At 66.9% G+C, this 19,105-nt stretch carries 20 protein-coding genes and 2 tRNA genes; 10 read left to right on the top strand and 12 right to left on the bottom strand.

All coding sequences use genetic code 11. The annotated features are described in order from the left end of the window. Positions 1-6 precede the first annotated feature (6 nt). The gene (locus tag BT264_RS02190) at positions 7-1,167 is read right to left on the bottom strand and encodes an alkane 1-monooxygenase (RefSeq protein ID WP_072436107.1); all 1,161 of its coding nucleotides are present in this window, start codon (positions 1,165-1,167) and stop codon (positions 7-9) included. Between the two features lie 517 nt (positions 1,168-1,684). On the opposite strand from BT264_RS02190, the gene BT264_RS02185 reads away from it, so the two are divergent. The 5 genes from BT264_RS02185 (at position 1,685) to BT264_RS02165 (ending at position 4,988) form a co-directional block, all read left to right on the top strand. After that, on the top strand, positions 1,685-2,347 hold the full coding sequence (locus BT264_RS02185; protein ID WP_239483370.1) for a GNAT family N-acetyltransferase: 663 nt from the start codon (positions 1,685-1,687) through the stop codon (positions 2,345-2,347). Between the two features lie 158 nt (positions 2,348-2,505). Continuing rightward, a complete protein-coding gene (gene minC, locus BT264_RS02180) occupies positions 2,506-3,285 on the top strand; it encodes a septum site-determining protein MinC (RefSeq protein ID WP_072436106.1) in 780 nt (259 codons plus the stop codon). 59 nt (positions 3,286-3,344) lie between these two features. Next, positions 3,345-4,160 (top strand): septum site-determining protein MinD, encoded by an 816-nt coding sequence (gene minD / locus BT264_RS02175; RefSeq protein ID WP_034182973.1) that lies wholly within the window; start codon positions 3,345-3,347, stop codon positions 4,158-4,160. A gap of 12 nt (positions 4,161-4,172) precedes the next feature. Further along, positions 4,173-4,427 (top strand): cell division topological specificity factor MinE, encoded by a 255-nt coding sequence (minE, locus tag BT264_RS02170; protein ID WP_006476634.1) that lies wholly within the window; start codon positions 4,173-4,175, stop codon positions 4,425-4,427. A gap of 159 nt (positions 4,428-4,586) precedes the next feature. Next, positions 4,587-4,988 (top strand): YXWGXW repeat-containing protein, encoded by a 402-nt coding sequence (locus BT264_RS02165; protein WP_072436105.1) that lies wholly within the window; start codon positions 4,587-4,589, stop codon positions 4,986-4,988. 116 nt (positions 4,989-5,104) lie between these two features. On the opposite strand, the gene BT264_RS02160 is transcribed toward BT264_RS02165, so the two are convergent. Next, entirely contained in the window at positions 5,105-6,655 is a 1,551-nt protein-coding gene (locus tag BT264_RS02160; RefSeq protein WP_072436104.1) for a chloride channel protein, read from the bottom strand. Between the two features lie 171 nt (positions 6,656-6,826). Between BT264_RS02160 and waaC the strand changes: the two genes are divergently transcribed. Further along, positions 6,827-7,825 (top strand): lipopolysaccharide heptosyltransferase I, encoded by a 999-nt coding sequence (gene waaC, locus BT264_RS02155; protein ID WP_072436103.1) that lies wholly within the window; start codon positions 6,827-6,829, stop codon positions 7,823-7,825. Positions 7,826-7,844: 19 nt separating this feature from the next. Here the strand turns inward: waaC and BT264_RS02150 are convergent, their stop codons facing one another. The 9 genes from BT264_RS02150 to rph form a co-directional block, all read right to left on the bottom strand. Beyond that, a complete protein-coding gene (locus BT264_RS02150; protein WP_034182977.1) occupies positions 7,845-8,024 on the bottom strand; it encodes a hypothetical protein in 180 nt (59 codons plus the stop codon). 103 nt (positions 8,025-8,127) lie between these two features. Further along, entirely contained in the window at positions 8,128-9,438 is a 1,311-nt protein-coding gene (locus BT264_RS02145) for an MFS transporter (RefSeq protein ID WP_072436102.1), read from the bottom strand. A 294-nt stretch (positions 9,439-9,732) separates the two neighbouring features. Beyond that, complete coding sequence (locus BT264_RS02140; protein ID WP_177318329.1) at positions 9,733-10,224, bottom strand: TonB family protein; 492 nt, start codon at positions 10,222-10,224, stop codon at positions 9,733-9,735. Between the two features lie 335 nt (positions 10,225-10,559). Further along, a complete protein-coding gene (locus BT264_RS02135; RefSeq protein ID WP_072436100.1) occupies positions 10,560-10,853 on the bottom strand; it encodes a hypothetical protein in 294 nt (97 codons plus the stop codon). A gap of 211 nt (positions 10,854-11,064) precedes the next feature. Beyond that, a complete protein-coding gene (locus BT264_RS02130) occupies positions 11,065-11,460 on the bottom strand; it encodes a hypothetical protein (RefSeq protein WP_034182980.1) in 396 nt (131 codons plus the stop codon). Between the two features lie 139 nt (positions 11,461-11,599). Further along, positions 11,600-11,687: transfer RNA gene (locus tag BT264_RS02125), tRNA-Ser, on the bottom strand. Between the two features lie 57 nt (positions 11,688-11,744). Next, positions 11,745-12,959, bottom strand: coding sequence for a radical SAM family heme chaperone HemW (gene hemW, locus BT264_RS02120; protein WP_072436099.1), 1,215 nt, complete (start codon positions 12,957-12,959; stop codon positions 11,745-11,747). Between the two features lie 34 nt (positions 12,960-12,993). Continuing rightward, complete coding sequence (gene rdgB, locus BT264_RS02115) at positions 12,994-13,620, bottom strand: RdgB/HAM1 family non-canonical purine NTP pyrophosphatase (RefSeq protein WP_072436098.1); 627 nt, start codon at positions 13,618-13,620, stop codon at positions 12,994-12,996. Beyond that, entirely contained in the window at positions 13,613-14,353 is a 741-nt protein-coding gene (rph, locus tag BT264_RS02110; protein WP_072436097.1) for a ribonuclease PH, read from the bottom strand. Before rph ends, rdgB begins: the two co-directional genes overlap by 8 nt. A gap of 174 nt (positions 14,354-14,527) precedes the next feature. Between rph and BT264_RS02105 the strand changes: the two genes are divergently transcribed. The 4 genes from BT264_RS02105 to BT264_RS02090 all read left to right on the top strand — a co-directional run bounded on the left by BT264_RS02105 (position 14,528) and on the right by BT264_RS02090 (position 18,833). Further along, positions 14,528-15,451 carry a YicC/YloC family endoribonuclease gene (locus BT264_RS02105; protein ID WP_034182984.1) on the top strand — a complete coding sequence of 308 codons (924 nt, stop codon included), beginning with the start codon at positions 14,528-14,530 and terminating at the stop codon, positions 15,449-15,451. A gap of 6 nt (positions 15,452-15,457) precedes the next feature. Further along, entirely contained in the window at positions 15,458-16,141 is a 684-nt protein-coding gene (gene gmk, locus BT264_RS02100; protein ID WP_072436096.1) for a guanylate kinase, read from the top strand. A gap of 58 nt (positions 16,142-16,199) precedes the next feature. Then, the gene (gene rpoZ, locus BT264_RS02095) at positions 16,200-16,403 is read left to right on the top strand and encodes a DNA-directed RNA polymerase subunit omega (RefSeq protein ID WP_006025620.1); all 204 of its coding nucleotides are present in this window, start codon (positions 16,200-16,202) and stop codon (positions 16,401-16,403) included. A 63-nt stretch (positions 16,404-16,466) separates the two neighbouring features. Beyond that, a complete protein-coding gene (locus BT264_RS02090) occupies positions 16,467-18,833 on the top strand; it encodes a RelA/SpoT family protein (protein ID WP_072436095.1) in 2,367 nt (788 codons plus the stop codon). A 190-nt stretch (positions 18,834-19,023) separates the two neighbouring features. On the opposite strand, the gene BT264_RS02085 is transcribed toward BT264_RS02090, so the two are convergent. Further along, positions 19,024-19,100, bottom strand: a tRNA-Arg gene (locus BT264_RS02085). Positions 19,101-19,105: the final 5 nt, after the last annotated feature.

The following is a 19,105-nucleotide window of genomic DNA, read 5'->3' as shown; positions in this document are numbered from 1 at the left end:
CCGCAATCATGCCGCGGCTGGATACTGCGCGAGCACCCGGGCGCGAATCGACGGCTTGATGTTCGATTGCGCCATGTCGCCGCCGTAGTGCGCGACGACGCGCGGATTCATCACCCGATACCAGAGCGGCGGCACGTAAGCGAACAGGATCATCGTCGCGTAGCCGGCCGGCAGTTGCGGCGAATCGTCGAAGTGGCGCAGCGCCTGGTACGAACGCGTCGGATTCGCGTGATGGTCGGCGTGCCGCTGCAACTGGTACAGGAACAGGTTGGTGACGACGTGATTGCTGTTCCACGAATGCTGCGGCGTGCAGCGCTCGTAGCGGCCGCTCGGCAGCCTGCGGCGGCCGAGCCCGTAGTGCTCGACGTAGTTCACGACTTCGAGCAGCGACGCGCCGTAGACGGCCTGGATCACGAGGAACGGGATCACCACTTTGCCGGCCATCGCGATCGCAATGCCCCACACGACGACGGTCATCGCCCACGCGTGCAGCACCTCGTTGCGCCAGGTCCACGGCGAATGCCCGAGCCGCTCGAGGCGAGCCTTTTCGAGCCGCCATGCCGAGCGGATGCTGCCGGTCACGGTGCGCGGCAGGAACGCCCAGAACGATTCGCCGTAGCGCGCGCTCGCCGGATCCTCGGCCGTCGCGACGCGCACATGGTGGCCGCGGTTGTGCTCGACATGGAAGTGGCCGTATGCGACCGGCGCGAGCGTGATCTTCGCGAGCCAGCGTTCGAAGCGGTTCGTCTTGTGCCCGAGTTCGTGCGCGGTATTGATCGAGATGCCCGTCGCGGCGCCGAGCGACAGCGCGAAGCCGACGTAGTCGTACCACGCGAGCGTGTGCGTGCCGACGATCCATACGCACATGAAGAATGCGACGTACTCGACGAGCGTCGCGAGATAGACGATGAACCGGTAATAACGCTCCCGTTCGAGATGCGGCACGACGGCTTCGGGCGGATTGTCGCGATCGTCGCCGATCAGCGTGTCGAGGATCGGGATCACGCCGAACGCGAACAGCGGGCCGAACCACCAGAACACGTGAAGGCCCGTCGAAAGCGCGAGCTGGGCGGAGAGGATCGGCAGCGTGATCGTCAGCGCGCCGAGCAGCCACAGATATCGCTTGCCATCCGACCAGCCCGAAGCCGATCCGTCGGTCATTGCCATTGTCTCCCTCCAGTCGGCCGGCCCGGTGGGCGGCCGCATGCACGGTTGTTCGAATCCTCGTTGGCCCGCGACACGCGCGGTGGCGCCGGATCGTCGTCCGGTTCTGCCTGTTATACGACCCGCGCACACGCTTTCCAAACCCCGGCGCTAGGCGCGAGGCTCCAAACGAAGGGGCGCGTGCGACGCATGTCTGGAAGGGCCGGCACGCGCCGATTGAAACATGCCGGGGAGGCCGGATCAGCCCGCGTGATCCGCTTGTTTGTCAGATGATTGGCGCGGTGTGGCGCGCGCGGGTATCGCCCCGCGAGCTCGCAACGAATGTTGCGGTGCAATAGGCAAAATGGGGCTGATATCGGCGGGGCACCCGTTTCGGCTACATATGTTACGGATCATTACGGCCTCCGGGACGAGATGCAAAGCGCCCGAAACGCGTCTGCCGCGTATCGCAAGGCGAACGAAGCGAGGCGTCGAACGAAGAGGCCGCGGCTGCCGTCCATCGACACGCGTCGATACGCCGATGCTGCATCTGCACACCGGTTGGTACACGCCGCCAGCGGCGACGCCTGTCGCCTTTCGATTCGCGCCGCCGTTTGAAAATAACGATTTGACTCATGCCCCGCTTTCGGTTGAAGCTACTAGCTTGCTGTCCGAAGGGGGCTGTGCCTGCATGAGTTCGACCTTGACCGTTCGTCGTATCGTTGCCGACCAGGGCGGCGTGTATCGCGAACTCCGCGCCGCGTCGCTGCGTGAGCCCTACGCACCCGGCGAAGCGCCGGAGGCCGAATTGCTGAACGTCGAAACGGACGCAGCGTCGGCGATTGCCGCGCAGCGTGCCGTGTCCGACGAGTCGACGACTTTCCTGCTGTACACCGAAGGCCATCCGGCCGGCATGATCGGCGCGTATTTCGACAACACGCCCGACCGGCGTGCGTTCGTCAGCGAGCTGTGGGTCGCGCACGCGGTGCGTCACCTGCGCGGCGGCGTGCTGCTGCTGGAAACGGCCACCGCGTGGCTCGCCGAGCGCGGCGCCCGGGAGGTCTATGCATGGATCGCCGATGCGAACCGCAACGCGATCCGTTTCTACGAGCGCGCAGGTTTCGGCAACACCGGCGAACACGCGCCGATCGCGCGGATGCCCGGCGCGATGAAATCGCTGTTCGTGTCGCAAGTGAAGCACTGACGTGACGCCCGCGCGGCGCGATGAAGGTCTGGTCGCCCGCCTGCCTGCCCATCTGCCGGTTGCGCGCCCGCCCGGGCCATCGCAACCCGGTGTCCCAAAAATAATGGCCGCGCGCGTGGACGCCTGTAAAATACGCAAAAAATTTTTGCAGAGTGTCCATGTCGCTTAAAAAATCGCCATTCTTCGAGCTGCGCAGCGGATCGGTCGATACGTTGCTGTTCACCGTGAAGACGACCGATCTCGACGCGTTGCGTGCCGAACTGGTCAAGCGCTTCGAAGCGACTCCCGAGTTTTTTGCCGACGATGTCGTCGCGATCGACGTCCGCCGCCTGGCGGACGGCGAGCGCGTCGCGCTGGCCGATATCCGCCAGATGCTGAACGACGTGCGGATGCGTCCGGTGGGCGTGGTCGCATCGGCAACGCAGGGCTGGGCGGGGGAAGCCGGCCTGCCGTTGCTCGAGGCGCGCGATCGCCGTGCGCCGGCCGCGAAGCCGGCCGAGGGCTCGGAAGCGTCGCCGGTCGCCGAGGCCGTCGTCGCTGCAGCCGCCGCGGCGGCGCCCGAGCAGGCGTCCGAGCCGGCGCCGGCGTCGAACCAGACGGGCGGCCAGACGCTCGTGATCGACCGGCCGTTGCGTTCGGGGCAGCAGATTTACGCGAAAGGAGACCTCGTGGTGCTCGCGCCGGTCAGTCACGGCGCGGAGATCATCGCGGAAGGCAATATCCACATCTACGCGCCGTTGCGCGGCCGCGCACTCGCGGGCGTGCACGGCAATCACGACGCGCGCATTTTCTGCACGTGTCTCGAACCGGAACTGATTTCGATCGCGGGTATCTATCGAACAACCGAGAACCCGTTGCCCGCCGAAGTACTGGGCAAAGCGGTGCAGATCCGGCTCGAAGAGGAAAAACTGATGATCGAACCGCTGCGCCTGACGTAATTCACGCGGTGCGCGCCGGATCGATCGGCTCTCATTGACGAACACAGGGTATTGGGTAAATGGCAAAAATCATCGTGGTGACCTCGGGCAAGGGCGGCGTGGGCAAGACGACGACGAGCGCGAGCTTTGCGTCCGGTATCGCGCTGCGCGGCCACAAGACGGCCGTGATCGACTTCGACGTCGGCCTGCGCAACCTCGATCTCATCATGGGCTGCGAGCGCCGCGTGGTGTACGACCTCGTGAACGTGATCCAGGGCGAAGCGAACCTGAACCAGGCGCTGATCAAGGACAAGAAGTGCGAGAACCTGTTCATCCTGCCGGCGTCGCAGACGCGCGACAAGGATGCGCTGACGCGCGACGGTGTCGAGAAGGTGCTGAACGACCTGGTCGCGATGGACTTCGAATACATCGTCTGCGATTCGCCGGCCGGCATCGAGGCCGGCGCGCTGCACGCGATGTACTTCGCGGACGAGGCGCTGATCGTCACGAACCCGGAAGTGTCGTCGGTGCGCGACTCGGACCGCATTCTCGGCATCCTGTCGTCGAAGACGAAGCGCGCGACCGAAGGCAAGGATCCGATCAAGGAGCACCTGCTGATCACGCGCTACAGCCCGAAGCGCGTGAGCGAAGGCGAGATGCTGTCGCTCGAGGACATCAGCGAGATCCTGCGCATCAAGCTGATCGGCGTGGTGCCCGAGTCGGAAGCCGTGCTGCACGCTTCGAACCAGGGGCTGCCGGCCGTGCACATCGACGGCACCGACGTTGCCGAAGCGTACAAGGACGTCGTCGCGCGCTTCCTCGGCGAGGACAAGCCGCTGCGCTTCACCGATTACCAGAAGCCGGGCCTGCTGCAGCGCCTCTTCGGCAGCAAGTAACGGAGGCCGCCCATGTCCATCCTTTCGTTTCTCCTCGGCGAGAAGAAGAAGTCCGCATCGGTCGCGAAGGAGCGCCTGCAGCTCATCATCGCGCACGAACGGGTCGGCGGCCGGCCGCCGGCCGACTACCTGCCGGCGCTGCAGAAGGAGCTCGTCGCGGTCATCTCGAAGTACGTCCATATTTCGGACGATGACATCCGCGTGAGCCTCGAGCGCCAGGACGATCTCGAAGTCCTTGAAGTGAAGATCGAGATTCCGCAAGCCTGACGCTTGCCTGTCCCTCCGCACGGCGGCACCCGCCGCCGTGCGCGTCTTACGCCCTGTTGCACTTTCGGGCACGCCGTAACAACGCGTCTGTCGGCCGTTATCGGTCCTCCCGCATTGAACGAATACGCTTTGCGTTACTTGTTCAACCAGGAGGTTGTGATGGCTGTCTCTACCGTTCACCGTCGTATCGTTTCGCTCGCGCTGTTTGCCGCGGGCCTGTCAGCCGTCGCCGCGCCGTTTGCCGCGCATGCGGACGAGATTCTCGTCGGCGCACCCGTGATCGCGCCGCAGGGCCGCGTGGTCGTCGCCGAGCCGGTCGCCGTGCGCACCGAGGAAATCGTCGTCGTCGCGCCGAATGCGCCGCCGCCCGTGCGTTACGAGGTCCTGCCGACGGCGCGGGTGGGCTATGTGTGGGAGCGCGGCCACTGGCACTGGGATCATGGGCGCTACGAGTGGATCGGAGGTCACTGGGAAGCCGAGCGCGTCGGCATGCACTGGGTGCCGGGCCACTGGGATCAGCGGGGTCCGAACTGGTTCTGGACCCGCGGCCACTGGGCGTGACGGAGGCGCGTGATGAAAAGAACCGCAATCGCCATCGCGCTCGTCGCGATCACGCTGGCCGGGTGCATCGTCGTGCCGGCGCGGCCCGTCTACTACCGGCCGGCACCCGTCGTGATTTACTGAGCGTCGCGCGGGCCGGGCTGCGCCGGGTCGTGCGTGCCGGGCGCAGCCGGCCCAGCGTCGTGCGCCGCCGCCGCGTGTGCCGCGTGTTCGCCCGGCGCAGCGGCGGCCGGCGCGTCGCTGCCTTCGTCGCGCAGCGTGTCGAGCGGATCGGCGGGCGCGGCGGTCGCATCCTGCGGCTCGGTGACGCCGGTCGTCGTCGCGGCACCCGCCGCGGTGGCCGCGGCCGGTTCCGCGGCCGCAACGGGCGGCGCGAGATAGCGCTGGGCGAGCGTTTCGTAGAGCGGCGGCGCGAAAAAGCGCGACACGCGGCTCGACACCAGCGCGGTGGCCATCAGCGAAATCACGAGCGCGTGGCCGTTGATCATCTCCATCACGATCACGAACGACGTGATCGGCGACTGCGTGACGGCCGCAAGATAGCCGACCATCGCGAGCGCGATCAGCATCGGCAGGCTCATGTTGCCGAACACGACGTGCAGCAGGTTGCCGAACCCGGCGCCGATCGACAGCGACGGCGCGAAGATCCCGCCCGGGATGCCCGGCAGGTACGACGCGACCATCGACACCATTTTCAGGAACGGGTAGAACACCGACAACTGCTCGCGGCCGTCGAGCAGGCCGCGCGCCTCGGCGTAGCCGCTGCCGAACGTCGTGCCGCCCGACACGAGGCCGACGACGGCGATCGCGAAGCCGCACAGCGCGGCAAACGCGATCGGACGCTCGCGATACAGGCCGAGCAGTTGCGCGGGCAGCCAGCGCCCCGTGTTGAGCAGCAGCCAGCAGAACAGGCCGCCCGCGATGCCCGTCACGATCGCGGTGACCAGCACCGCGAGCGCCAGCAGCTTCGGAAAATGGAGGCCGGCATCGATCGTGCCGAAATACGTGTAGTTGCCGTTCAGGCCGAGCGCGACGACGCCGGCGAGGATGATCGCGGTGATCAGCACGCCGCTCGCGCGCGCGGAGAAGCTGCGGGTCAGCTCCTCGATCGCGAACACGATTCCGGCGAGCGGCGTATTGAATGCGGCCGACAGCCCGGCTGCCGCGCCGGCCAGCACCAGCTGGCGTTCGATCTGCGCGTTCGAGCGCGGATAGAAGCGCCGCAGGTTGAACATCAGCGCCGCGCCGACCTGCACGGTCGGCCCCTCGCGGCCGATCGTGAAGCCGCCCAGGATGCCCAGGAACGAGACCAGCACCTTGCCGAACAGGATGCGCAGCGTCAGCAGCCGGGCGCCGAATGCACTCGGGCGCGCATGCAGCGTTGCGATCACCTGCGGGATGCCGCTGCCCTCGGCGCCGCGGAAGAACCGGCGCGTGATCCATGCCGACAGGGCGGCGATCGCCGGCGTCAGCAGCAGCGGCAGCCACGTGGCATGATCGCGCATCGTGCGGAACGTCTCGTAGCCCCAGTCGATCAGCCGCGCGTAAAGCACGGCCGCGAGGCCGACGACGATCGCGCCGAGCCAGAAAACGCCATACTGGCGCCAGATTCGCAGCGAGCGGCGGGTGAGAGCGGGAAACAGCGCGGGAAGGGCGGGGCGTGGCATCGGCGCGGGCCGGAAGGCAAAGACCGCATTATAAGAAGGAACCGGAGCCACGCCGCGGGCGACAGCGTTTCGCAAGCTTGATGCATTTTGTTGCAAATGTAATGTTGAAGTAATGTTCGCGCGCGGCAACCGTCGCTAGCATGCCGAAATGGTCGTCAATCCCCACATATCGTGAAACGCATCCTCATCGTAAAAGTGACGTCGCTCGGCGACGTCGTCCAGACCCTGCCCGTCGTCGCGGACCTGCATCGCGCCTTTCCCGGCGTGACGGTCGACTGGGCCGTCGACGAATCGTGCGCCGAGGTCGTGCGCTGGCATCCGGGCGTGAGCGCCGTCCTGTGCGCGCCGCTGCGACGCTTCAAGAAACTCCGGAATGCCGGCGACCTGAAGGCGATCTCGGCGTCGATCGGTGCGTTGCGTGCGCACCGTTACGACGCCGTCATCGACCTGCACGGCGTCTACAAGAGCGCGATCATTTCGGCGCTGGCGCGCGCCGCGCGCCGCGTCGGCTACCAGACTCAGGATCTCGGCGAAACGGGCGCACGCTTCGCGTATTCGCATCGCTTCGGCCCGCGGCCGGACTGCGACGCATGGCACGGGATGCGCGTGAGCGCCGGCGAGGCGCTCGGCTACGTGCCCGAAGGCGTCGCCACGTACGGCATCGTCGCGCCGCAGGACGCGAGCCTGCCGGCCGCCGTGACCGACGGCGCGCCGTTCATGCTGCTGTTCCATGCGACGTCCAATCCCGACAAGAAATGGCCGGCCGACCACTGGGCCGCGCTCGCCACGCAGATGATGGCGCGTGGCGTGCGCGTGCTGGTGCCGTGGGGATCGGCTGCCGAGCATGACGATGCGCAGGACATCGCCGCGCGCGCGCCGGGCGCGATCGTGCTGCCCGCGATGACCGTGCGCGAACTCGGCGCGGCGCTCGGCCGGGCCGCGCTCGTGGTGGGGGTCGATACGGGGTTCGTGCATATGGCGCACGCGCTGCAGCGGCCGGCCGTGATGATTTTCGTCGCGACGTCGCGTCACCATTGCGGCATCGGTGGCGCACCGAATGCACTGTCGATCGGCGAGCCGGGCACGATCCCGTCCGTCGAGCAGGCGCTCGACGCGATCGATACGGTCGACCCCGCGTATGGCGCGCTGCGCGCGCGGCTGACCGCCTGACGCAGCGGGGCGGGCCGGTTCAGGCCAGCAGCGCCTCGACCGTGATGACGGCGGCGATGGCCGCCAGATTCGCCAGCAGCGCCTCGAACACGAGGCCGCGCCATGTCTTCGGCCGGAAGCGCAGCGCGAGCAGCAGCGCGCCACCCAGCGCGAGCGCGAGGATCAGGACGAGATCGGCATTGCCGAGGCGGATGTTCATGGCGCGGCTCCTTCGGGGCGGGATCCCGGGGGCGCGCTGCGGCGCGCCCAGGATCGAGTATAGGTAGCGCCGGTCGTCGCACAACCCGGGCCGTCCCGGAGTCTCAGACGAGCGACGCGTCGCGCGTTTCGCGCATCAGCAGCACGCCGACCAGGCTGATCGCCGCCGCGACCGATACGTAGCCGCCGACCCACGACAGCCCGCCGCGCGCAGCCAGCAGTTGCGCGATATACGGCGCGATCGACGCGCCGAGAATCCCGCCGAGGTTGTACGCGACGCCTGCGCCCGTGTAGCGGACGTTGGTCGGGAACAGTTCCGGCAGCAACGCGCCCATCGGCGCGAACGTCACGCCCATCAGGAACAGTTCGATCGTCAGGAACAGCGCGACGAGCGGCATCGAGCCGCTGCCGAGCAGCGGTTCCATCGCGAAACCCGACAGCAGCGCGGCGATTGCACCGACGACGAGCACCGGCTTGCGGCCGAAACGGTCCGATGCCCACGCGGAAAGCGGCGTCGCGAGCCCCATGAACACGACCGCGAAACACAGCAGGCCGAGGAAGCTCTGGCGCGGAATATGCAGCGCCGACACGCCGTACGACAGCGAGAACACTGTCGAGATATAGAACAGCGTATAGCAGACGACCATCGCGAGCGCGCCGAGCAGCGTCGGCTGCCAGTGTTGCGTGACGAGCGTCGCGACCGGCACGCGCACGCGCTCGTTGCGGTCGAGCGCTGCCTGGAACGCGGGCGTTTCGGTGATCTTGAGCCGCACGTACAGGCCGAGCGCGACGAGCACCGCGCTGACCAGGAACGGGATGCGCCACCCCCAGCTGCGGAACTGCTCGTCGGACAGCGACAGCGCGAGCGCGAAGAACAGCCCGTTCGACATCAGGAAGCCGACCGAGGGCCCGAGCTGCGGGAACATCCCGAACCAGCCGCGCTTGCCCTGCGGCGCGTGCTCGGTCGCGAGCAGCGCCGCGCCGCCCCATTCGCCGCCGAGGCCGATCCCCTGGCCGAAGCGCAGCACGCACAGCAGCACCGGCGCGAGCGTGCCGATCGCGTCGTAGCCGGGCACGAAGCCGATCGCGGTGGTGGACACGCCCATCACGAGCAGCGACGCGACGAGCGTCGATTTGCGGCCGATGCGGTCGCCGAAATGCCCGAACAGGAACGAGCCGATCGGGCGCGCAATGAACGCGATGCCGAACGTGACGAATGCGGACAGCGCCTGCGCGGTCGCGGAGCCGTGCGGGAAGAATACGGGGCCGATGACGAGCGCGGCGGCCGTCGCGTACACGTAGAAATCGTAGAACTCGATCGCGGTGCCGATGAAGCTCGCGAACACGATGCGCCGGTGGCTGACGGCGCCGGCCGAGCCGGTTGCGTGTGCAACGGCCGGGGGGGATGCGGACATGGATGTCTCCGTTTTGTCGTTGGGGCGGTCGGCTGTGCGTGCGCTCGGGCAGGCGGACGTCTGCCGATGGGCAGCCGAGCGGATGATGCGGTGGCGGCGTGGACGCGCGCCGTGGCGCGAACGTCACCCGCCGGTCGACGATGGAGACGGGTATGTCGCCGCCGCCCGATGCCGGCGTGGTCGGCTCGCATGCCGGGTGGGGCGCGCGAACGCGCGCGCGGCGTGATGGCCGCGCGATTGCGGAAAATTATAGCCAGCGCCGCCGCACACCGGCAATCGCGGCGCGGCGAGTGGTCAGTCGAGCGATTGCGCCTGCGCGGACGCAGTGCTTTGCAACTGGAAGTGGCCGTCGTCGTTAAAGAGCCAGCCTTCCATCATTTCGATCTGGCCGTTGCCGTCGAGCAGTCGCGACGGCGGCGCCGGCAGCGGCGCCGAGCGGCGCAGCGACGCGAGCGCGAGCGCTTCCGCCTCGCTGTCGCCGTTGCTGCGATAGACGGAGGCGTTGACGAGGCGGCCATTGCGATCGACGGTGAATGCGACGACGACGAGCGAGCGGAGCATCGCCTGCGGTGTGCCGTGCAGTACGCCGGACGGATTGCGTTCGGCAACGCGTTGCGCGATCTCGACGCGATACTGGGCGCGGCTCGCGCTACGCGTGATCGACGGAATCGTCAGGACCGGGTGCAGCGACGGCGGCGGCGTGATCGTGCATGCGGCAAGCATGGCGACGACGGCCAGCGTAGCAGCACGCAGCCGGTCGACGCGCGGAGTAAGAACGGGGCGCATGGGAGATAGCCAGAAGTGACTATAAAAAAATGATAGGCGTACGCACGCAAGCCGATATCGGGAGAAACGCATAACGCGCGATGCGAGACGTTGCAATCGCTGATGATGACGTCCGGACGCCGCACCGCGCGCCGCGATGTGACGTGACATGTGGCAGCGCGTCCGACCGGCCCGCGTTGCGGCCGCGCGCGCATGTTGCAGGTTTGAAAGCTTGAAAGGCGCGGCACGCGAGTTGCGCGCAGGCTCGCGTCGATCGTCCGGCTGCGCGCAGCGGTCGCTGAATGCAGCACCGCGACCGACGTCCGCACAATCACATGCGAAGTCGTTCGTCCGCTTCAGAAGCCGTGCGTGACGAGCGACAGCACCGACAGGTCGGGGTGCGTGCCGTCGATGATGCTCTTGCCGATGTGCACGGCTTCGTGGACCGCCTCGTCGACGCTCGCGAAGCTTTCCTCTCCGTCCGCGTGGAACGGCACCGCGTGGCCGGGCAGTGCGGGATTCGCGCCAGGATGGCACACGTAGCCGGTGTACGTGTAGCGCGTGTCGCTGCCGGGCGCGGCGGCCGGCACGACATGAATCTCGAAGCCTTCGTAATCGACGTGATCCGTCGGTGTCGACAGTTCGGTCATGGCGATCTCCGTGTGCCGCGCGCAGGGGTGGCGCGTGCGGCATCGAGTACGCGGCGGCGGTCGTGTCGCCGTGTTGAACGAATTCTAGGTGATCGCGGGGCGGGCCGGGAGGCTTCCGGCGGGCGCGACAGCAGCCGTTACGCGGATTCGGTTGTGCGCCGCCGCGAGCGCATGTTCCGCCTCGACGGACACGCTCGCGCGCATGGCTGCGTCACTGTTTGCAGCGCGCGTCTTTTCGCTGCACGACGACGATCACCGGGTACTTCTGGCCGTGGTCGAGCTCCACGCGCGCCACGACGGTCAGCGTTGCCGGATCGGAATCGTCGTATACGCTGACCTGTTCGTTCCGGAGGTAGGTCACGCCGGTGCAGTTCGACGTGCGCCCGTCGTCCGACACCTTGCACTGGAGATCGTTGTCCTTCAGGTAGTTGTAGGGCGACGGGCTCGCGAGGTATTCGCTCAGGCCGCGCGGCGAGCCGCCGACGCCGGTCACGTACGCGATTGCGCACGACGCCTGTGCGCCGCTGCCGGAGGCGGTGTCGGCCGCAGCGTGCGTGCTGACGGCAGCCAGCATGGCGACGAGCGACGAGACGATGAAGGGTTTCATGACGTAGGTTTCCCGTTTCGCGAATCGGAGCGCGGGATTGTAACGGCATCCGGCGCGATGCGCCGGAACGTGGGGCAGGGGCGTGCGGGCAAACAAAAACCCCGTCATTCAGCGAATGGACGGGGTTTGGCGAATTTCCTGGCGGAAGCGGTGAGATTCGAACTCACGGACAGTTTCCCGTCGCTGGTTTTCAAGACCAGTGCCTTAAACCGCTCGGCCACGCTTCCACGCGAGGCGGCATTGTAACCGAAATGCCGCCGCTGTCGACCGGAGTCGGCATCGCTTCAATCGTCGCGCAGGAACAATTCCTGCAGGTCGTTGAGGAAACGCTGGCCGAGCGGCGTCGGCGCGATCTGCGTGAAATCGCGCGTGATCAGCCCGCGCCGTTCCGCCTCCTTCAGCGCCGGCTCGATCGTGCTCATCGGCAGGCCCGTGCGTTCGGCGAAGCTGTGCACGGGGAAGCCTTCGACGAGCCGCAGCGTGTTCAGCATGAACTCGAACGGCAGGTCGCGCGCGCCGACTTCACGCTCTTCCTGCACGGCCGCGCCGGCCATCGCCTGCTCGATGAAGGTTGCCGGATGCTTGTAGCGTGCCTGCCGCAGGATCCGGTTCGGGAACGACAGCTTCGTGTGCGCGCCCGCGCCGATCCCGAGATAGTCGCCGAAGCGCCAGTAGTTCAGGTTGTGCTTGCACTGGTGATTCGGCTTCGCGTAAGCGGAAACTTCGTAGCGCCCGTAGCCGGCCTCGGCCGTGCGCGCGTGGATCCATTCCTGCATGTCGGCCGATGCGTCGTCGTCGGGGACGATCGGCGGGAACTTCGCGAACAGCGTGTTCGGCTCGAGCGTCAGGTGATACAGCGACAGATGCGGCGGCGCGAACGACAGCGCGGTCTCGATGTCCGTGCGGCATTCGTCGAGCGTCTGGTTCGGCAGCGCGAACATCAGGTCGAGGTTGAAGTTGTCGAAGTTCTTCGCGGCGATCTCGACGGCCGCGCGCGCCTGCGCGGTGTCGTGAATCCGGCCGAGCGCCTTCAGGTGCGCCTCGTTGAAGCTCTGGATACCGACCGACAGCCGGTTCACGCCGCTTGCGCGGAACTGCGCGAACTTCGCGGCCTCGAACGTGCCCGGATTCGCCTCGAGCGTGATCTCGGCGTCGGCGTCGAGCGGCAGCAGCGCGCGCACGTCGGACAGCATCCGGTCGAGACCGGCCGCCGACAGCAGGCTCGGCGTGCCGCCGCCGATGAACACGGTATGCACCTGCCGTCCCCACACGAGCGGCAGCGCCTGCTCGAGATCGGCACGCAGCGCGTCGAGATACTCGGTTTCCGGGAACCGTTCGCCTTTCCACTCGTGCGAGTTGAAATCGCAGTACGGGCACTTGCGCACGCACCACGGAAAATGCACGTACAGCGCGAGCGGCGGCAGCGACGTGAGCCGCACCTGTCCGGGTGACGTGAACGTCGCCACGACGCGCGCGCCGGTTTCCGCGGCCTGGCTCATGCGGCCTCCCGCAGCGGATGGGTATCGGGCACGGTCATGCTTCCTCCGCGAGCCGCGCAAGCAGCGCCTTCAGCGCGAGTGCGCGATGACTGTGCGTGTTCTTCACGGCCGGCTCGAGTTCGGCTGCCGTCGCGCCAAGCGACGGCAGGTAGAAATACGGGTCGTAGCCGAATCCGTGCTCGCCGCGCGGCGCGTCGACGATCTCGCCGGCCCAGCGCCCCTCGGCGAACAGCGGCTCGGGATCGTCCGCATGGCGCACGAGCGCGAGCACGCAGCAATAGTATGCGCGCCGGTCGTCGACGCCGCGCAATTGCTCGACGAGATACGCGTTGTTCGCCGCGTCGCCGTTGTCGCGGCTGGCGCGCTGCGCGTAGCGCGCCGAATAGACGCCCGGCGCGCCGCGCAGTACGCGCACGCACAGGCCCGAATCGTCGGCGATCGCCGGCAGCCCGGTGAGCCGCGACGCGTGCCGCGCCTTCGTCAGCGCGTTCTCGATGAACGTGCCGAACGGCTCGGCCGCCTCGGGCACCGCAAGGTCGCCCTGCGGGACGATCTCGATGCCGACCGTCGAGAACAGCGCGGTGAATTCGCGCAGCTTGCCGGGGTTGTTCGACGCGAGAACGATGCGCGACAGCGGCGCGATGGTGCGATCGTCAGGCATGGCCGGCGCCCAGGACGTCCTTCTGCAGTTGCACGAGCTCGGCGATCCCGCCCTGCGCGAGGTCGAGCAGCGCGTTCATCTCGGCGCGCGAGAACGGCACGCCTTCGGCCGTGCCCTGGACTTCGACGAAGCCGCCGGCGCCCGTCATCACGACGTTCATGTCGGTGTCGCAGCGCGAATCTTCCGCGTAGTCGAGGTCGAGCACCGGTGCGCCTTCGTACACGCCGACCGAGATCGCGGCGACGTGGTCGGTGAGCGGCGAGCGCGTGAGCTTGCCGGCCGCGATCAGCTTCGACACGGCGTCGTGCGCGGCGACGAATGCGCCGGTGATGCTCGCCGTGCGCGTGCCGCCGTCGGCCTGGATCACGTCGCAGTCGATGTGGATCGTGCGCGGGCCGAGCGCCTCGAGATCGAACACCGCGCGCAGCGCGCGGCCGATCAGGCGCTGAATTTCCTGCGTGCGGCCCGTCTGCTTGCCGCGTGCGGCTTCGCGGTCGCTGCGCGTGTGCGTCGCGCGCGGCAGCATCCCGTACTCGGCGGTCAGCCAGCCTTGCCCGCGGTCGCGCAGGAATTCGGGCACGCGCTCGGCGACGCTCGCGGTGCAGAGCACCTTGGTGTCGCCGAATTCGACCAGCACGGAGCCTTCCGCATGTTTCGTGTAGTGGCGCGTGAGGGCGACCTTGCGCAGTTCGTCGGCGCGGCGGCCGCTCGGGCGGGAAAGGGAGGACGTCATGTGGGAATCGCGGAAGGAGAGGAAACCCCGATTTTAGCGCCGAACGGCGGGCTTGCCCGGCGGGGTGGTCAGCAAAAATGGGATAATGCGCGCTTCCCGCCCCGCGCTTGTCCGATGCGCCGGGCGCCTCGACATATCCCCGCCCGCGAGGGCAACCAGACGGCGAGACGAACCATGATCTACAGCATGACGGGCTACGCGAGCGCGACGCGCGAACTCGCAACGGCCACCGGCAACGGCGGCACCAGCGTGTCGGTCGAACTGCGCACCGTGAACTCGCGCTTCCTCGACCTGAATTTCCGGATGCCGGACGACGTGCGCGCGTGCGAACCCGCGCTGCGCGAAATGCTGATGAACAAGCTGTCGCGCGGCAAGGTCGACGTGCGCATCAACCTGCAGCGCGGCGAACAGAGCATCGGCGCGGGCGCGTTGAACCAGTCGGCGCTCGGCCAGCTTGCCGATCTCGAGCGCGCGGTGCTCGACTCGTTCCCGGGCGTCGGCCGCCTGCGCGCGGGCGAGATCCTGCGCTGGCCCGGCGTGATCGCGGAAAGCGGCGTGTCGGCCGACGCGATCCGCGACGCGGTGCTCGCATGCGGCAAGGAAGCGATCGGCGAACTCGTCGTCGTGCGTTCGCGCGAAGGCGCGCAACTGGCGACGATGCTGCTGTCGAACGTCGCAGAGATGGAAGCGATCGTCGCGCGCATCACGCCGCTCGTGCCGGAGCTGATCGCGAAGCATCAGCAGAAGATCGTCGAGCGGCTGCAGGAAGCGCTCGGCATCGCGGCGCCCGAAGGCAGCGCGCCGATCGTGACGCGCGAGGAAGCCGCGGAACGCATTCGTCAGGAAGTGACGATGTACGGGATCCGGATCGACATCGCGGAAGAGCTGTCGCGGCTCACCGCGCACCTGAACGAAACGCGTCATGTGATCGAGAAGGGCGGCCGCGTCGGCAAGCGTCTCGACTTCATGATGCAGGAGCTGAATCGCGAAGCGAACACGCTCGGCTCGAAGGCGGCGGCGAAGGAACTCGCCGACGCGTCGATGGCGCTCAAGCTGTTGATCGAGCAGATGCGCGAGCAAGTGCAAAACCTGGAGTAACGCAACATGATCGAATCCACTCACGACGGCCACGCCGCGCATTCGCTGCACGGCGGCGTCTATCCCGGCAACCTGTTCATGGTCGTCGCGCCGTCGGGCGCCGGCAAGTCGACGCTCGTGAATGCGCTGCTGTCGAAGGACAGCGACATCTGCCTGTCGATCTCGTACACGACGCGCAAGCCGCGCCCGGGCGAACAGGACGGCCGGCATTACCACTTCACGACCGTCGACGATTTCCGCACGCGTCACGCGGCGCACGAATTCCTCGAGAGCGCGGAAGTGCACGGCAACTACTACGGCACGTCGCGCGTCTGGATCGAAGAGCAGATGAAGAACGGCCACGATGTGCTGCTCGAGATCGACTGGCAGGGCGCATTGCAGGTGAAGAAGCAGTTCCGCAACGCGGTCGGCATCTTCATCCTGCCGCCGTCGCTCGACGCGCTCGAGGAGCGTTTGAAGAAGCGCGGCCAGGACGAGCCGAACGTGATCACGCGGCGTCTTCTGGCCGCCGGCAGCGAGATCGCGCACGCGTCGGAAGCGGAATACGTGGTGATCAACGAAAATTTCGAGCGTGCGCTCGCGGAGCTCGAATGCATCGTCGCGGCGACGCGCCTGCGCTTTGCTTCGCAGTACGCGCGACACGCCGAGCTGTTCATCGAGCTTGGCATCCATCTGCCCCACGCGGAATGACGCGGGGCACGAGGGACATAAGGTAGAATAAGCACTATATTCAGAAGGAATTACCACCATGGCTCGCATTACCGTCGAAGACTGCCTGAAGCAAATCCCGAATCGCTTCGAACTGGCGCTCGCCGCCACCTATCGCGCGCGGCAGCTCGCGCAAGGCCATACGCCGAAGATCGAAAGCCGCGACAAGCCGACCGTCGTCGCGCTGCGCGAGATCGCCGCCGGCCAGGTCGGCGTCGAGATGCTGAAGAAGGTGCCGGTGTAACGCGCATCCGGCCCGTTCCAGCCATGTAGTCCACGCGCGCAACGACTCGACCTGGAGGCGAATATGAGCACCACCCCATCGTCCGCCTCCGCGGATTCGACCACCGAAACCACGGCCCAGTCGCCTGCGCGCCAGTACATCGACGCGGTCCTCGAACAGTCCTTCCGGCATCTGTTCGGGCCGACCGCCACTCCGGAGCAGCCGCGCAAGCATGGCGTCGTTTCGATCGCGAAACTGACGGCCGCGCTTGCCGAGTATCTCGCTCCGGACGAAATCAAAGAGGTCAAGGCGGCGTTCCACTTCAGCGACGAAGCCCACCTCGGTCAATACCGCCAGAGCGGCGAACCCTACATCACCCATCCCGTCGCCGTCGCGGAAATCTGCGCCGGCTGGAAGCTCGACGCGCAGGCCGTGATGGCCGCGCTGCTGCACGACGTGATGGAAGACCAGGGCGTGACCAAGAACGAGCTGGCCGAACGGTTCGGCCCGAAGGTCGCCGAACTGGTCGACGGCCTGTCGAAGCTCGACAAGATGGAATTTCGCAGCCGCGAGGAAGCGCAGGCGGAAAACTTCCGCAAGATGCTGCTCGCGATGGCGCGCGACGTGCGGGTCATTCTCGTCAAGCTCGCCGACCGCCTGCACAACATGCGCACGCTCGGCGCGGTGCCGATGGAAAAGCGCCGCCGCGTCGCGCGGGAAACGCTCGACATCTACGCGCCGATCGCGCACCGGCTCGGGTTGAACAACACGTATCGCGAGCTGCAGGACATGAGCTTCGCGAACTTCAACCCGCATCGCTACGCGACGCTCGAGAAGGCCGTGAAGGCCGCGCGCGGCAACCGCCGCGAAGTGATCAGCAAGATCCTCGAGGCCGCGCAGCGCGCGATGGCCGACGCGAAGATCGACGCCGAGATCACCGGCCGCGAAAAGACGATCTACAGCGTCTACCGCAAGATGCGCGACAAGCAGCTGTCGTTCTCGCAGGTACTCGACGTGTACGGCTTTCGCGTCGTCGTCGACAGCCCGCTCGACTGCTACACGTGCATCGGCGCGCTGCACTCGCTGTACAAGCCGGTGCCCGGCAAGTTCAAGGACTACATCGCGATCCCGAAGATCAACGGCTATCAGTCGCTGCACACGACGCTCGTCGGCCCGTTCGGCGCACCGATCGAGTTCCAGGTGCGTACGCGCAAGATGCACGAGATTGCCGAGGCGGGGGTCGCCGCGCACTGGCTGTACAAGAACGGCAGTGCGGATCTCAGCGACGTGCAGAAGCGCGCACACCAGTGGCTGAAGTCGTTGCTCGACATCCAGAGCGAAGCCGGCGATTCGAGCGAATTCCTCGAGCACGTGAAGATCGACCTGTTCCCCGACGCGGTCTACGTGTTCACGCCGAAATCGAAGATCATGGCGCTGCCGCGCGGCGCGACGGCGCTCGATTTCGCCTATTCGATCCACAGCGATCTCGGCAACCAGTGCGTGGCCGTGAAGATCAACAACGAGCTGCTGCCGCTGCGCACCGAGCTGAAGAGCGGCGACATCGTCGAGGTGATCACCGCGCCGTACTCGAAGCCGAACCCCGCATGGCTCGGCTTCGTGCGTACCGGCAAGGCGCGCTCGGCGATTCGTCACTACCTGAAGACGATGCGCCTGAACGAATCCGTGCAGCTCGGCGAGCGGCTCGTCGACCAGAGCCTGAAGGGCTATGGTCTCGCGCTGGCCGACGTTGCGCCGGAGGTGTGGGAAAAGCTCGTGCAGTGGACGGGCAACAAGAGCCGTCAGGAAATTTTCGCGGACATCGGCCTCGGCCGCCGCGTTGCCGCGGTGATGGCCAAGCGCATCGAGGTGTTGATGAGCGGCCGCGACGCGGACGACGACCTGCCGAAGTCCGAGCGGCATCCGGCGCATCATGCGCCGCCGGTCGTCATTACCGGTACCGAAGGGATGTCCGTGCAGTTGTCGGCATGCTGCCGGCCGATTCCGGGCGATGCGATCATGGGCTACATCGGCATCGGCCTGGGGATGGCGATTCATACGACCGATTGCCGCGTCGCGCAGCGCATCCATCGCCGCGATCCGGGCCGCTGGATCGACGTCGAATGGGCGCCGCAGCCGGGCCGACTGTTCGATGTAGCGGTGAAGGCGCTCGTGAAGAACACGAAGGGCATCTTTGCGCGCGTCGCGGCGGACATCACGTCGGCCGACGCGAACATCGTCCATATCGCGATGGACGAGGATCTGACGCACGAATCGACGGTGCTGCGTTTCGTGATCCAAGTCAGCGATCGCGTGCATCTCGCGAACGTGATGCGGCGCGTGCGAACCAATCCGGACGTGATGCGGATCATGCGCGAGCGCTCGACCGACGACGGCGCGCATGCGCGCCACGACGGGGGCATGCGCATCGAACGCGAGCGGCAGGATTATTGACGCGTACCCTCGAGGGCGATCGTTCAACGGCGGCTGATGGCCGCCGTTTTCATGTGCGTTGTGGAGCGAAGGTGCGGCCTTGCCGGCGCTCTTCCGAAGCGCGTCGGGCGCTCGCAAATCGGGGCGCGAGCGACGGGAGAGGGGAGACAGAAAAGAAAAAGGGCCTTCCCGGAGGAAAGCCCTTTTAAGGTGGCGCGGCTGGCAGGATTCGAACCCACGACCCCTTGGTTCGTAGCCAAGTACTCTATCCAACTGAGCTACAGCCGCACGCA

It is taken from the genome of Burkholderia sp. NFPP32, assembly GCF_900119325.1.
Classification (GTDB): domain Bacteria; phylum Pseudomonadota; class Gammaproteobacteria; order Burkholderiales; family Burkholderiaceae; genus Burkholderia; species Burkholderia pyrrocinia_C.
This window is presented reverse-complemented; position numbering and strand designations above follow the sequence as displayed.